Source organism: Streptomyces saintjeani, from assembly GCF_055409605.1.
On the sequence record NZ_CP189624.1, the window covers coordinates 1459848 to 1473953 of the forward strand.

Consider the following 14106-nt stretch of genomic DNA (forward strand, 5'->3'; position numbering starts at 1 on the left):
GGGGAAAATCGACTCGGCGCTTTTTCGGAAACGCCGTGAATTACGCGGCGAATACCGATGTCAGTCGGTCCCGTACAGCCGCAGGAACGTGTCCACGCCCTCCACCACGATCGAGTTGACCTCCGCGTCGGGCAGCGGCAGGGCGCCGTAGAACGTGCGCTGGTTGACGTCCGTGATGGTCAGCAGGTTGAAGTGGTTGGCGGCGCGCTCGGGGTCGTCGAGGACGAGCAGCCCGCGTTCGCCGATCCGGCGCAGGTAGGGGGCGAGGCGCTTGTGCGCGGACAGCGGGCCGACGTCCCGCCACGCCTCCAGGACGTCGGTGGGGATGCGGGACGCCTCCGCCTCGATCGTGCGGACCAAGGCGAAGTGGTCGGGGAACTCCGTGACGGCCGCGACGCGCTCCAGGCCGAAGGCGATCAGGTCCTCGCGGATGTCGACGATCTTGCGGAGGTGGCGTTCGAGGATCTCCGCGATGGCGGCGGTGACCTGCTCGGCGCCCTCCAGGGCGACCGTCTGGAAGAGCTGTTCCTTGTCGGTGAAGTGGTTGTAGATGGTGCGGTTGGAGACGCCGGCCTCCAGGGCGATGGTGTCCACGCCCGCGCGGGTGTAGCCCTCGCGGCCGAACACGGCGCGGGCCGCGCGCATGATCGCCCGCCGCTTCTCCGGCATGCCGCGACGGGTGTCCGTCGTCGCCGTCCCCACCGTCATGGCGGTCCCTCCGATCGTCAGCAGGTCCGCAGCGTAACCCGGCACCGGTGCGGTTCCGGTCTACGCCGTTGGGCCTACATCCATCGTCGCATTGTTTACAGTCATCGGTGTAATCCATACTCTAGCCGCAGTGGTTCACCCTCTGCCAGCGGGTCATCGCTGCTGCGTCACGTCCCCACAGAGAGGCCACCGATCCATGACCCGTTCCTCACCGAGCGCCTCCGTACGGGCGCCCGCGCCGGCACCCGAACGGCACCCGGTCGCGGCCCTCGCCCTCGGCCTCATGGCCACGCCGACCGCGCTCAGCGCCAACGCGGCGACGACGACACTGCCCGACATCGCCGACGGCATCGGGATATCCGTGTCCACGGCGACCTGGATCGCCACCGTCTTCGGGCTCGCGATGGCCCTCGGTACGCCGATGGCCGCGGCGCTCCTGCGGCACCGGGGCATACGGACCGCCGTCCTCGTCAGCTCCGTACTGATCGTCGCCGGGACGCTGACCGTCCTGCTCTCCGACTCCCTCCCCGGCCTCCTCGTCGGCCGGGCCGCGCAGGCGTTCGGCGGGGGCGGGTTCATCACCACGGCGATCACCCTCGCCGGTACGCCGGCCCGGATGGGCGTCATCACGGCGGGCAGCGGGATGCTCGGTGCGCTCGGCCCGCTCTCCGGTTCCCTCCTCAGCGACCACGTCTCGTGGCACGCGGCGCTGTCCCTGTCGGCCATCACGCTGCTGGCAGCGCCGTACGTCTATCTCCGCGCCCCGGAGTTCCGCCCCGCCGAGGGCCACACGCCCTTCGACGTCACCGGCGCGCTCCTGACCGGCGGCCTGATCTGCGCCCTCGTCCTCCTCGGCCGCTTCCCGCTCCCGGCGGTCCTCTGCGCGCTCGCCCTCATCGCCGCGCTGTCCGCCTGGATACGCCGCCGCCCGGAGGGCTTCGTCCCCGCGGCCCTGCTCCGCTCGCCGGTCTACCTCACGGCCTGCGCGGTGGTCTGCGCCCTCTCCACCACGTACTTCGCCCTCCTCTACTCGGTCCCCCGCCTCCTGGAGGACAACGAGGGCTGGACGACGTCGTCGGTGGGCGTGGGCGTCCTGGTCGCGCTCCTGACGGGCTCGATCCTGTCGTGGGGCATGGCGGCCTCGGCCGACCGCCTCAACCGCCGTACGGTCCTGACGGTCCTGCTGACCCTAGGGGTGGCGGCACCGGTCGCGGTGGCGACGGGAGCACCGGCCCTGCTGATGCTGGCGGCGGGCGGAGTCGCGGTCTTCGTGGCGGCATCGGGCCAGGCGACGCTGTCGGTGGTGGCGGTGGGAGGAGCCCCGGACCGGCTCCGCACGACGGCACTGGGCCTGTTCACCCTGTGCTACCAGCTGGGTGCGGGCTTCGGCCCGGCGATCGTGGCGTTACTGCTGGCGTAGAGGCGACTGCGGGTCACCGGTGCCTTGTCGAACGCCGGACGACTGCCTGCCCCTCAGCGGCGCGGGGCTGTATCGATCGGCGGCTGGGCCCGCACTGGACCACGCAGCCCAGCCCGATCTTTTAGGGGCGCGGGGAACTGCGCGACCAGCCACAAACGACCCGCACCCGCCCCCAAACCTCATCCCCCCCACCCCCTCAGGCGCCCCCAGGAGACCCCCATGCGCACGCTCCTCCAAGAAGACGTGGCCCGGGACATGTACGCCACCGTCTTCGCCTCCCTCCCCCGCCGCGACCAGCGCCAACGCGCCGAGGAATACGTACAGGGCCTCCTCAGGACCCCCGGCAGGAAATCGTTCCGCAGCATCGCCCAGCACACCGGCGGCGACTCGGCGGCAGAGCAGCGCCTGCACCACCTGGTCACCGGCTCCACCTGGGACTGGCGCCCCGTACGAGCCGCCCTCGTCGAGTGGCTCGCGGCGACGAACCCCCTCTCCGCCTGGGTCGTCCAGCCGATGCCCCTGCCGAGAAACGGCGAACGCCCCGGCAGAACCCCCCGGTCCCGGCAGTCGTTCGGCGTCTGGTTCGTGGCCCCGAAGGTGGTCACCCCGGTGGCCTGGCGCCTGCACTTCCCGGACGACGACACCGTGCCCGACGAGACGTACGAGGACGCGATAACGGCGGCGGTCCTGGAAGCGACCAGATCCACCCCCACCCCTCGACGCCCCGTAGTACTGGACGTAGGAGACGTGGACACCCCCACAGCCCTCACCCGCCTCCCCCTGGCGGAACTCCCGACGATCGCCCGCACCCAACCCGCCGCTCCCCTGCGGATGGCGGACCCGGCGCTACCGGGCTACGGCGCCGGCACGCGCTCGGCGAGGGAGACGCTCGCGGCGGTGACAGCCCTGCGCCGCCCGGTGGAATGGCACGACGGCACCCCCGCCCCGTCCGTCTCCCTGGCCGCAGCGGTCCCGGTGACGACTCCGGCCCGCAGACCGGCACTTCTGCTGGGCGAATGGACGGACCCCCGCAAGCCCCCCGCCCACTTCTGGGTGACGAACATGCGCCTCCCCGCCCCGGTCCTGCTGCGTCTGACGAAGCACACGGACCGGGTGGCCCGCACGGCGGTGACCAGGGCGAGGCAGACGGGACTGCGGGACTTCGCCGGCCGCTCACTGACCGGCTGGCACCGTCATCTGACCCTCGCCTCGGTGGCCTGCGCGGTCGCCGCGCTCCCCCCGTCCGGGACCTGACGAACTGCTTTCGGCCGCGTTGCCCGGCGCCGGACCCCCCTCCAGGATCCGGCGCATGGCCACGGACCGCACCGTACTCACCCCGTCACCGCCGAGGGACCCGCAGTGGGGCGGGCACCTGCTGGATCTCGACGCCTATCTGGACCGCGTAGGCCACCCGGCGACCCCCACGACGCCGGAGTCGCTGCACCGCGCGCACAGAGCGGCGATCGCGTTCGAGAACGTGGACGTCGCCCTGGAGCGCGGCGTCTCTCTCGAACTCCCGGACATCCAGCGGAAGTTGGTGACGGCGGGCCGGGGCGGCTACTGCTTCGAGCACAACCTCCTGTTCGCCGCGGCCCTGGAAGCGACCGGCGTCCCGGTGACCCGCCTCCTGGCCCGGGTCCGCCAGGGCAGGAAGCTGATCCGCTACCGCGCCCACACCACGCTCCTCGTGGACATCGACGGCGAGGCACACCTCGCGGACGTCGGCTTCGGCGCCGAGGGCCTCCTCGCCCCGCTCCCCTTCGTGGACGGCGCGACACACGCCGAGGGCGGCTTCGCCTGGCGCCTGGTGCGCGAGGGCGAAGCGGACTGGGTGCTCCAGTCCCTGCACGACGACGGCTGGTTCGACCTGTACGCGTTCCGCCTGGAGCACCACCACGCGGTCGACTTCGACGTCTCCAACCACTACACGGCCACCCACCCGCGCTCCACGTTCACGGGGAAGCTCGTCGCGATGCGCGGCGACGCGCACAGCCGACAGACCCTGATGAACAGCCGGTTGACGACCCGGTACGCCGACGGCCGCACCGAAGAACGCGAGTTGACCGGCGCCGAGGTGATCCGCGCCCTGCGCGAGACCTTCGCGATCCGGCTGACCGACCCTGACGCACGGCTGCTGACGCAGCGGCTGTCCACCACTTTCGCAAGCCCCCAGGAGGGATGATGGCGCTCCACCTGCCCGCCAGCAAGAAGCCGCTGAGGCTCGGCCTGATCCCGGAGGAGGCCGCGGCCCGCAACCCGGGCGTGCCGGTCACCCTGGACCACGACATCGACTCCGTCCCTCAGGCGGGCCGCGAGCTGACGTTCGCCTCGCTCGCGGACCTCGTCGACGACCTGGCCGCGCGGCTGTGGGCGGCGGGCGTCCGGGCGGGCGAGCACCTCGCCCTGTACAAGACGCACAACTTCGACATCTACCTCCTCGCCTGCGCGGCGTCCCGGCTCGGCGCGGTCCCGGTCCTGCTGTCCCCGGCGCTGGACGGCGCGACGGTCCGGGCACTCCTGGACCGTCTGGAGCGCCCCAATCTCCTCACCGACGAAGCCAAGTTGAGCGACGAACTGGCAGACCTCCCGCTCGCCGAGTCCGCGTGCCGGGTGATCGTCCCGCGCGGCGACCGCCCCGGCACGGTCTCCCTGGACTCGCTGGCCGGCTCCCCGCGCCGTACGCCGGTCCGGCTCGACGGGGACCAGCCCGCGCTGATGACGCACACGTCCGGCACGACCGGCGTACCGAAACTGGTCGTGCACACGGCCCTGTCGCTGCGTGGCCGCTACCGCCCGCAGGAGCAGCTGGTCGCGCTGATCCGCCGCCGGGAGACGTACGCCGTGCACGTGTCGTTCGTGCACTCGCGCATGTACATGGCGCTGGCGGTGATGCTGGAGCACGGTATGCCGATCGTCGTCATCGACGACAGCGAGCCGGAGCGGGTCGCGCCGCTGCTGGCCCGCACGCGGCCGGGGATCGTCGAGACGCACCCCAACACCTTCGTGGAGTGGGAGGAGTTGGTCGAACACCCGCTGCGCCCGCTGTCCAACGTCAAGTACTACAGCGGGACGTTCGACGCGATCCACCCGCCCACGATCCACAAACTGCTCTCCGCGTCCCTGCGCCGCGGCCCGATCTTCTTCCAGTTCTACGGGCAGAGCGAGTGCGGCCCGCTCGTCGCGCGCTGGTACACCCGCAAGAACGCCCTGACGGCGAACGGGCGTTGCCTCGGCTATCCGCTGCCCGGCATGACCCACGTCCGGGTCGTGCCGCGCGACGGGCAGCGGCCGTCGAAGAAGACGCCGGGGTTCATCGAGGTGATGAGCGACGGCCGGGCGATCACGTACTACGCCGAGGACGAGCGCTACCGGCAGGAGTGCGACGGGCCTTGGTGGCGTACCGGTGACGTCGGGTACCGGGACCGGTGGGGGCGGGTGCACGTCCTGGACCGGGCCGTCGACGTCATCGAGAACGTCGACTCGACCCTTGAGATCGAGGACGCGGTCCTGGGCCGGCTCGACGAGCTGATCGAGCTGGTACTGGTCGCCGGCCCCGCGGGCGACCCCGTACCGGTGGTGTGCACGAAGAACAACGTCCCGCTGGACCACGCCCGTTGGCGGCGGGCGGTGCGGGACTTCCCGCAGCTCTCCACGCCGGTGCAGATCCCGCTCGCCGAACTGCCCCGGACGGCGACGATGAAGGTGCAGCGGCTGGAGCTGGCGCGGCGGCTGCGGGAGCGCCTCGAACCGGCGTGACCCTTCAACGCGCGAAGCCCGCCCCACAGGTGTGGGGCGGGCTTCGTCTCCGAGCGCCGGGCAGGCCTTGCACCTGCATCTCCCCGCAGGAAGCGGGACGTCTTTCCTTGGACCACCAACGCATCAGCCGTTTCCCCGAGTTGGGGCGCTGGCCGCAAGATCAATCATAGGCCAGGGAAAGGGGTGGTCGCGACCGGCCCGTGATTGGATCTCACCGTGACGCGACGGATCTACATCGACAAACAGAGCCCGAATGCCTACCACGCCCTCGTCCAGACCTCGGAGGCCGTACGGGCGACGGCCGCCGAAGCCGGTCTGCCCCGCACGCTCGTCGAACTGGTCAACCTCCGGGTCTCCCAGCTCAACGGCTGCGCCTTCTGCCTGGACGTCCACACGAAGGCGGCCCTGCGCGAGGGCGACACCCCGCGCCGCCTCGGCGTCCTCGCGGCCTGGCGGGACACCGCGCTCTTCACCCCCGAGGAGCGCGCGGCCCTGGCCCTCGCCGAGGTGACGACCCGCACGACGGACGCGGACGCGCAGGAAGCCGCGTACGCCGAGGCCCGCGAGGTGTTCACCGACGAGCAGGTGTCGGCGGTGATCTGGGCGGCGATCACGATCAACGCCTTCAACCGGGTGTCGATCATGAGCAAGCACCCGGTCCGTTGACCGCCCTCGACCGGACCTGGCTCGGGGACCTCACGGGCCGCCGCGTCCTGGCCCTCGGCTGCGGCACGGCCCGCGACGCCGCACACCTGGTCGAGACGTACGGCGCGCAGGTCGACGCCGTCGACGCCTCGGCCGACCGGATCGAACAGGCCCGCGCACGGTACGGACACCTGCCGGGCCTGCGGCTGATCGAGGCGGACCCCGTCGAGCACCTACGGCGCGAACTGGCGGCGTACGACGTCGTGTACGCGGCGGACCCGCTGCCGTACGTCGATCCCCAGCGGCTGTTGCCCGCACTCGCCACGGCTCTCGCGCCCGGCGCGATCCTGTGCTTCCCGGTGCCCGAAACGGCTTCGTGGGAGCGGCTGTTGAGCGATCACGGGCTGGCCGTGGACCACGTCGAGACGGTCGGCTCGCACCGTGTCCTCCGCGCCCACCGCCCCCTGCGGACCGGCTCCCGCCCCCGTACGGACCTCCCTCCCGTCCCGCACGCCGCGATCGGTGTCGGCGCGATCCTGCACGGCCCCCAGGGCCTCCTCCTGGGCCGGCATCAGCGCGGGACCTGGGAGCTGCCCGGCGGTACGGCGGAGCCCGGCGAGTCGCTGGAGGCCACGGTCGTACGGGAGTTGAGGGAGGAGACCAGCGTCGAGGCGGACGCGGGGGACGTACGGCTGCTCGGGACGCTGCTGGACGACGTGGACGGGGTCGTCCGGATGACCGTCGGTGCCGTGGTGGGCGCCTGGCGGGGTGAGCCCGCCGATCAGCCCGGGGAGCGGGTCGGGGACTGGCGCTGGTATCCCCTGGACCGGCTGCCGCCGTCGCTGTTCGTGTGCAGCGCGCAGTCCCTGACGGCCTGGCGCCCCGAGCTGCCGATCGACCACACGCCGGCCCACTTCACGCCCTACGCCGGATAGCCCTCGTACACCTGTCCTCCTCTCACCCGTTCTCGTGGGTTGACCTCGTATTTCCTGGTCCGTGGCCCGTCGCCGTAAGAGCATTTCGGCGACGGACGAGCAGGGAGGCGACAAGTGGGACGACTGACCACTTTCCTGACGGTGTGCGCGACGGTGGCGGGCGCGGCGCTCGTGGGCGCGCCACCGGCCGACGCGGCGGTGGCACCGGGGGTGACGTACCGTCAGTACGACATCCGGGGCGCGGCGGGGACGGCGCACGCGCATGTCCTGAGCGTCGACCTCACCAACTCCCATGTCCGGCTGGGCCTGTTGTACCCGGGGGTCGTGGCGGGCCGGGCGCCGGTCTCCCGACTGGCCGATTCCCAGGGCGCGTTGGCGGGGGTCAACGGCGACTTCTTCAACATCACCGAGAGCCAGCACCCGGGCGTCCCGGCGACCGGTGCGAGCGTCGGACCGGCGGTGGCGGACGGCGAGTTCCTGAAGGGCGCGGTCCCGGACGGCCAGCGCTTCGGCCCCACGCCTCCGTCGGCCACGAACACGCGTGACGTCATCGGCGTCGACGACGCCGGCCGCGCCCGCCTGGGCACGCTGCCGTTCACGGCGACGACGAACACGGGCCTGCCCGTCTCGGGCCTCAACCAGTACGCGCTGCCGGAGAACTCGGTCGGCGCGTACACCTCACGGTGGGGCGACACCCCGCGCACCAGGGCGACTTGTGGCACGGACCTGGACAGGGCCGCGCCCTGTACGACCGACACGTACGAGGTGACGGTGCGCGGCGACCGGGTCGTCTCGGGCTCGCCGACCCCCGGCGCCGGGTCCATCTCCACGGGGACCACTGTCCTGTTGGGCCGGGAGAAGGGGGCACGGCAGCTTCGCGCGCTGGTCAAGGGGCAGTACCTGTCGGTGCGTTACCCCTACGAGGTCGAGCATCCCGCGTTCCGTTTCGCGGTGGGCGGCTACCCGGTCCTGACCGGCGGCCGGCCTCTCCCGGGCCTGGACGACAGAACGTCCGCCGTCCGCACGGCGATCGGCGTCTCGGGGGACGGCCGACACGTACACCTCTTCGCCCTGGACGGGGGAACGGCGTACCGCAGGGGCTTGACGGTGGCGGAACTGGCGGACGCGTTGCGGAAGTTGGGGGCGACGGAGGGCTTCAGCCTGGACGGGGGAGGTTCGACGACGCTGGTGCTGAGGCAGGCCGGGCAGAGCGGAGCAGCGGTCCTCAACCACCCGTCGGGCGGGGCGGAGCGCCCCGTGCCCAACGGCGTGGGCGTCTTCGAACGCGGATAAGGGTAGCGGGGATGTCGATCCGGGCGGGCTCTGTTCGACGTAGGGGTGAGAGAAGGCATCGACACGAGAGGCGAAGGCCATGCCCAAGGTCCGCGTACACAACGTCACGATCTCCCTCGACGGCTTCATGGCCGGCGCGAACCAGCGACTCGACGCCCCGTTCGGCGACGGTGTCGGCTGGGGTGACGATCTGCACAGGTGGTTCGTCTCGGCGGCGCAGGACGCCGCCGCGGGCAGGACCGGAATCGACGTCGACCACTTCACCCGCGGCGATCAGAACATCGGCGCCACGATCATGGGGCGGAACATGTTCGGGCCGCAGCGCGGGCCGTGGGCGGACGAGTCCTGGCGGGGCTGGTGGGGCGACAACCCGCCCTACCACCACGACGTCTTCGTACACACCCACCACGTGCGCCCGCCGCTGGAGATGACCGGCGGAACGACCTTCCACTTCACCGACGAGCCGCTGGAGACGGTGTTGCGGCGCGCGTTCGACGCCGCGCGCGGCAAGGACGTCCGGATCGGCGGTGGCGCGGCGGTCATCCAGCGGTACCTGCGGGCCAGGCTGATCGACGAACTCCACCTGGCCATCGCGCCGATGCTCATCGGACGCGGGGAGCGGCTGCTCGACAACCTGGGCGACGGGATCGACGGCTACCGGGTGTCCGAACTGGTCGGCTCACCGGCGGTCACGCACGCGGTACTGGTCCGCCGCTGACGCGCGGGATTCAGGGCCGGATCCCCGCCACCAGATCCGCCGTCGCCGTCAGTCCGCTGTGAATCGTCGGCGCGATCCTCGTCCCCGCCAGGAAGAACCCCAGCAACAGGCACGTGACCACGTGCGACATCTTCAGTCCCCCGTTCCGGACGAACACCACCACCAGGATCAGCAGCAGTACGACCAGGGAAATGGACACGGCCAACGCCAACCTCCTCCACTACGTCCGCTTTCGCGGCGTTCGGCGGCAAGTGTGACGTAGTGGAGGGGCGACCCGGCGGAGTGACCTGTCCCTCGAACGGGTGGTTACGCGGCCTTGTGGGTGTCGAGGAAGGTTTCGAGCCCGGCGAGGTCGTCGGTGTTGAAGTAGTCGACGCCGGCGGCGAGAAGCTCGGCCCAGAGGGCGTCCCGGGCGGGCCCGGCGATGTCCGGCGTGGCCCAGAAGCGGACCTTCTGACCCCGCTCGTGCGCGGCGGAGACGATCCCGCGCAGCCGCTGCCGCTCGGCCTCGGGGAAGGAACCGACGCCGAGCCAGGTGAAGTTGAGGGTCCAGTTGTCGCTGACGAGGGGGATGAGGGAGGCGGGCGCGGCGGTACCGAGGTCGGCGAGGCGGCCGTCGTAGAAGGCGCGGCGGTAGGTCTGCGCCTCCAGGGGCCCACGTGCGGCACGGTCACCGGAGATGACGGCGGTGACGGCCCCCTCGCGGACCCGGCCGTGCGCGTACGTGGTGAACAGCCCGGGGTAGCGCCGGAGATGGCGGTCCAGCTCCAGGTACGTCGAGGACCCCTCGGTCTTGATGTCGATGAGGAGCTGGATCGGCTTTCGCCAACCCCGGTACACAGACCCGTGGTTGGCGCGCACGCGAGCGGCGAGGGGCTCCAGGTAAAGGGATTCGAGCGTCCGGGTGGGGTCGAGGTCGCTCACCTCATGGCCGATCAGCAACTGATCGCCGACGAGGAAGATGTCCGCCTCGACGCTCCCGAACCGGTGGTCGAGCGCGTCGAAGAGGGGCCGGGGGTGCTCGTAGTCGTTGTGGGCGTGCGCGCGCCACAGCGGCTCCCGGCGACCGGGGTGCCGCTCGGCGGCGAGCGCGCTGACGCCGGGCAGGGCGACGGTGCTCGCGAGGGCGGCGCCGAACGCGCCGAGGGCTCTGCGACGGGTGGTGAGGGCCATGCGCTGCTCCCTGTCTCGTGGGGGTCCCCCGCGAGTATGCGGGCGTGGACACCTCAAGAGGAGGCAGCGGCACAGGAGTTGGCCGGACCGCCGCCACGCGTTCACCGAGGTGGACGCGGGCGACGGAAAAGCCCGCCCCAGGTGGGACGGGCTTCACCGGACGGGAACCTACGGCGCCTGGAGGTCGACGAGTGCGGCGAGAGTCGTCCGGTGCGCGCCGGCCGTCCCGTACGCGATGGAGTCGGCCTTGGCCCGCTTCAGGTAGAGGTGGGTCGGGTGCTCCCAGGTCATCCCGATGCCCGCGTGGAGTTGCAGCGCCTCTTCGACGGCGCGTACGGCGACGGGCGAGGCGTACGCCTGGGCGACCGCGACGGCCACCTCGACGTCCTCGCCGGTGGACAGCGCGTCGGCCGAACTGCGGGCGGCGGCACGGAGGTTGACGACCTCCAGCCACACCTGCGCGAGCCGGTGCTTGAGCGCCTGGAACCCGCCGACGGGCCGGTTGAACTGCTTGCGGTCCTTGAGATAGCGGACCGTCTCGGTCAACGCCCAGTCGGCGAGGCCGAGTTGCTCGGAGGCCAGCAGCCCGGCGGCCGACCGCAGCGCACGGCGCACGGCGGGCCCGGAGTCACCGAGGCGCCGCCCGGCAGCGCCGTCGAGCGTGACCGTGGCCAGCGGCCGGGTCAGGTCCAGGGACGACTGCGGGGTGACCGTCGCGTCGGCGGCCTCGACGGCGTACAGCCCGCCGTCCTCCGCCGGAACCAGCAGCACATCGGCGGCGGCAGCGTCCGCGATCCCGGTCAACTGGCCGTGCAGACGGCCGCTTTCGAGGCGTACGACGGAGAACGCGGTGCCCGGCGCACGGTGCAGGCCGACCGCGAGGGCCCCCACGGCACGCCCCGACGCGAGCCGCTCCAACAGCTCGGCGTCACCGCACTCCAGGAGCGCCTCGGTGGCGACGACCGCGCTGGACAGGTAGGGCACGGGAGCGACGGCGCGGCCCAACTCCTCCAGGACGACGGCGACTTCGCGGTGCGTGGCACCCTGGCCGCCCCACTCCTCGGGGACGAGGAGTCCGGCGAGGCCCATGTCCCCGGCGAGCAGCTTCCACAGGGCGAGGTCGTGCGGCGCGTCGGACTCGGTGCGCGTGATGACCCCGGCCGGGTCGCAGTGGTCGGTGAGCAGGTCCCGTACGGCGGACCGCAGGGCCTCTTCCTCCTCCGAGTACAGCAGGTCGCTCATCGGGCCAGGTCCTTCCAGGCGACGTCCTTGTCGGTGCGCGGCTCGGCGGGCAGGCCCAGGACGCGTTCGGCGACGATGTTCAGCAGGATCTCGGTGGTCCCGCCCTCGATGCTGTTGCCCTTGGCGCGCAGGTAGCGGTAGCCGGCCTCGCGTCCGGTGAAGTCGACGAGTTCGGGGCGGCGCATCGTCCAGTCGTCGTACAACAGGCCCTCGGGGCCAAGGAGTTCGACCTCCAGGCCGCTGATCTCCTGGTTGAGCCGGGCGAACGCGAGCTTCATCCCGGCGCCCTCGGGTCCGGGCTGCCCGGCGGAGAGCTGCTGGCGCAGCCGGTCGGCGGTGAGCCGGGAGACCTCGGACTCGACCCACAGCTTCAGGAGCCGCTGGTGGAGTTCGTGGGTCCGCAGCTCGGGGCGCTCGCGCCAGGTCTTCGCGACCGGCCCGATCATCCCGCCCTCGCGCGGCAGCCGCATCCCGCCGATGGCGACGCGCTCGTTGTTCAGCGTGGTCTGCGCGACCCGCCAGCCGTCGCCGATCTCGCCGAGCCGGTGGGCGTCGGGGATGCGGACGTCGGTGAGGAACACCTCGTTGAACTCGGCCTCACCGGTGATCTGCCGCAGCGGGCGCACGTCGACGCCGGGGTCGGTCATGTCGCACAGGAAGTACGTGATCCCCGCGTGCTTGGGCACGGCCGGGTCGGTGCGGGCGATGAGGATGGCCCACCGGGCGTTGTGCGCACCGGAGGTCCACACCTTCTGCCCGTTGACGATCCAGCCGTCACCTTCGCGTACGGCACGTGTCCCGAGGGCCGCGAGGTCGGACCCGGCGCCGGGTTCGCTGAAGAGCTGGCACCAGACCTCCTCGCCGGTCCACAACGGCCGCAGGAATCGCCGGTGTTGCTCGGGGGTCCCGTACTTGAGGATGGTCGGCGCGGCCATGCCGAGTCCGATGCCGTTGCGCCGGGCGTCGTTGTCGGGCGCCCCCGCCGCCGCCAACTCGGCGTCCACGGCGGCCTGGAGAGCACGCGGCGCGTCCAGCCCGCCAAGACCGACGGGGTAGTGGACCCAGGCGAGCCCGGCGTCGAAGCGGGCGCGCAGGAAGTCGAGCCGGTCGGTGCTCGCGGGCGGGTACGCCGTGAGCAACTCCCCGACCAGGCGCTTGAGTTCGGTCGCGTCGGTCATGCGGAGACCTCCACGACGACGCGGCCCGTGGTGACCCCGTCGGCCAGCTTCTGCACGACACCGGCGGCGCCGGCCAGCGGGACGCGCTCGCTCACCAGCGGCTTGATCGCGCCCCGCGCGGCGAGTTCGGTGAGCTGCTCGTGGCAGTGCTGGATCAGCTTCGGGTTCTTGGTGGCGTACAGGCCCCAGTGCAGGCCGAGCAGCGAGTAGTTCTTCACCAGCGCGTGGTTCAGCGAGGGGCTCGGGATGGAGCCGCTGGCGAACCCGACGACCACGATCCGCCCCTCGAACGCGACGACCTTGGTGGACTGCTGGTACGCCTCCCCGCCGACGGGGTCGTAGATCACATCGGCACCCCGCCCGCCGGTCGCCTCCTTCACCGCGCCGACCACGTCGTCCGCACGCCGGTCGATGACGACGTCACAGCCCAACTCCCGCGCCACAGCGGCCTTCTCGGGCCCTCCGACCACGCCGATGACCCGCGCCCCGGCCGCCTTCCCGAGCTGCACGGCCGCACTCCCGACCCCACCGGCGGCGGCATGCACGAGGAGCGTCTCCCCGGCCTCAAGGCGGGCCCGCCGGTGCAGCCCGAACCACCCGGTCTGGTACCCGATGTGCAGCGCGGCGGCCTCGGCGTCGTCCAGCGACTCGGGCGCGGGGAACAGCGCGGCGGGCTCGGCGACGGCGTACTCGGCAAGCGCCCCGAACGGCAGCACGGGGTTCCCGATGACCCGCCGCCCGTCCTCGGTCTCCCCGCACAGCTCGACACCGGGCGTGAAGGGGAACGGCGGCTTGACCTGATACAGCCCCCGGGCCATCAGCACATCGGGAAAGTTGATACTGGCGGCACGCACCTTCAGCAGGACCTGGCCGTCCCGGGGCGTCGGCCGCTCCACCTCGGCAAGCCGCATCACCTCACTGGGCTCGCCGTTCTCGTGCACTTGCCATGCCTGCATGTGGTGCCTCCACGGGGGACTACGTCGTCTGACCGAGGTCGCTTCGCATACTAAGCGGTCGCTTGCACGGAGGGAACCCTAA

14 protein-coding genes and 1 tRNA gene are annotated in these 14106 nt (G+C 71.9%); 8 read left to right on the forward strand and 7 right to left on the reverse strand.

Translation table 11 applies throughout. From position 1 onward, the window contains the following. Positions 1-60: 60 nt before the first annotated feature. Positions 61-753 carry a TetR/AcrR family transcriptional regulator gene (locus tag ACQCO7_RS06335; protein WP_464070898.1) on the reverse strand — a complete coding sequence of 231 codons (693 nt, stop codon included), beginning with the start codon at positions 751-753 and terminating at the stop codon, positions 61-63. A 151-nt stretch (positions 754-904) separates the two neighbouring features. On the opposite strand from ACQCO7_RS06335, the gene ACQCO7_RS06340 reads away from it, so the two are divergent. The 4 genes from ACQCO7_RS06340 to ACQCO7_RS06355 all read left to right on the forward strand — a co-directional run bounded on the left by ACQCO7_RS06340 (position 905) and on the right by ACQCO7_RS06355 (position 5884). After that, complete coding sequence (locus tag ACQCO7_RS06340; RefSeq protein WP_464070899.1) at positions 905-2128, forward strand: MFS transporter; 1224 nt, start codon at positions 905-907, stop codon at positions 2126-2128. A 219-nt stretch (positions 2129-2347) separates the two neighbouring features. Then, the gene (locus ACQCO7_RS06345; protein ID WP_464070900.1) at positions 2348-3382 is read left to right on the forward strand and encodes an IS701 family transposase; all 1035 of its coding nucleotides are present in this window, start codon (positions 2348-2350) and stop codon (positions 3380-3382) included. A 55-nt stretch (positions 3383-3437) separates the two neighbouring features. Continuing rightward, the gene (locus ACQCO7_RS06350; RefSeq protein ID WP_464070901.1) at positions 3438-4310 is read left to right on the forward strand and encodes an arylamine N-acetyltransferase family protein; all 873 of its coding nucleotides are present in this window, start codon (positions 3438-3440) and stop codon (positions 4308-4310) included. Beyond that, positions 4310-5884 (forward strand): class I adenylate-forming enzyme family protein, encoded by a 1575-nt coding sequence (locus ACQCO7_RS06355; protein WP_464070902.1) that lies wholly within the window; start codon positions 4310-4312, stop codon positions 5882-5884. The genes ACQCO7_RS06350 and ACQCO7_RS06355 overlap by 1 nt, the downstream gene beginning before the upstream one ends. 52 nt (positions 5885-5936) lie before the next feature. Here the strand turns inward: ACQCO7_RS06355 and ACQCO7_RS06360 are convergent. Then, positions 5937-6006: transfer RNA gene (locus ACQCO7_RS06360), tRNA-Arg, on the reverse strand. A 94-nt stretch (positions 6007-6100) separates the two neighbouring features. On the opposite strand from ACQCO7_RS06360, the gene ACQCO7_RS06365 reads away from it, so the two are divergent. From ACQCO7_RS06365 to ACQCO7_RS06380, 4 genes are all read left to right on the forward strand, one after another. Then, positions 6101-6550, forward strand: a complete 450-nt coding sequence (locus ACQCO7_RS06365) for a carboxymuconolactone decarboxylase family protein (RefSeq protein ID WP_464070903.1) — start codon at positions 6101-6103, stop codon at positions 6548-6550. Beyond that, complete coding sequence (locus ACQCO7_RS06370) at positions 6547-7464, forward strand: NUDIX domain-containing protein (RefSeq protein ID WP_464070904.1); 918 nt, start codon at positions 6547-6549, stop codon at positions 7462-7464. Before ACQCO7_RS06365 ends, ACQCO7_RS06370 begins: the two co-directional genes overlap by 4 nt. 114 nt (positions 7465-7578) lie before the next feature. Then, positions 7579-8757: a phosphodiester glycosidase family protein gene (locus tag ACQCO7_RS06375; RefSeq protein WP_464070905.1), complete on the forward strand. Its 1179-nt coding sequence runs from the start codon at positions 7579-7581 to the stop codon at positions 8755-8757. 79 nt (positions 8758-8836) lie between these two features. After that, positions 8837-9475, forward strand: a complete 639-nt coding sequence (locus ACQCO7_RS06380; protein WP_464070906.1) for a dihydrofolate reductase family protein — start codon at positions 8837-8839, stop codon at positions 9473-9475. Positions 9476-9485: 10 nt separating this feature from the next. Here ACQCO7_RS06380 and ACQCO7_RS06385 read toward each other — a convergent pair whose 3' ends face one another. The 5 genes from ACQCO7_RS06385 to ACQCO7_RS06405 all read right to left on the reverse strand — a co-directional run bounded on the left by ACQCO7_RS06385 (position 9486) and on the right by ACQCO7_RS06405 (position 14024). Then, positions 9486-9680, reverse strand: a complete 195-nt coding sequence (locus ACQCO7_RS06385; RefSeq protein ID WP_409116960.1) for a hypothetical protein — start codon at positions 9678-9680, stop codon at positions 9486-9488. 101 nt (positions 9681-9781) lie between these two features. After that, positions 9782-10648 carry a phosphatidylinositol-specific phospholipase C/glycerophosphodiester phosphodiesterase family protein gene (locus ACQCO7_RS06390; RefSeq protein WP_464070907.1) on the reverse strand — a complete coding sequence of 289 codons (867 nt, stop codon included), beginning with the start codon at positions 10646-10648 and terminating at the stop codon, positions 9782-9784. A gap of 168 nt (positions 10649-10816) precedes the next feature. Continuing rightward, positions 10817-11890, reverse strand: a complete 1074-nt coding sequence (locus tag ACQCO7_RS06395) for an acyl-CoA dehydrogenase family protein (RefSeq protein ID WP_464070908.1) — start codon at positions 11888-11890, stop codon at positions 10817-10819. Then, a complete protein-coding gene (locus tag ACQCO7_RS06400; protein WP_464070909.1) occupies positions 11887-13068 on the reverse strand; it encodes an acyl-CoA dehydrogenase family protein in 1182 nt (393 codons plus the stop codon). Before ACQCO7_RS06400 ends, ACQCO7_RS06395 begins: the two co-directional genes overlap by 4 nt. After that, a complete protein-coding gene (locus ACQCO7_RS06405; RefSeq protein WP_464070910.1) occupies positions 13065-14024 on the reverse strand; it encodes an NADPH:quinone oxidoreductase family protein in 960 nt (319 codons plus the stop codon). The genes ACQCO7_RS06400 and ACQCO7_RS06405 overlap by 4 nt, the downstream gene beginning before the upstream one ends. Positions 14025-14106 lie beyond the last annotated feature (82 nt).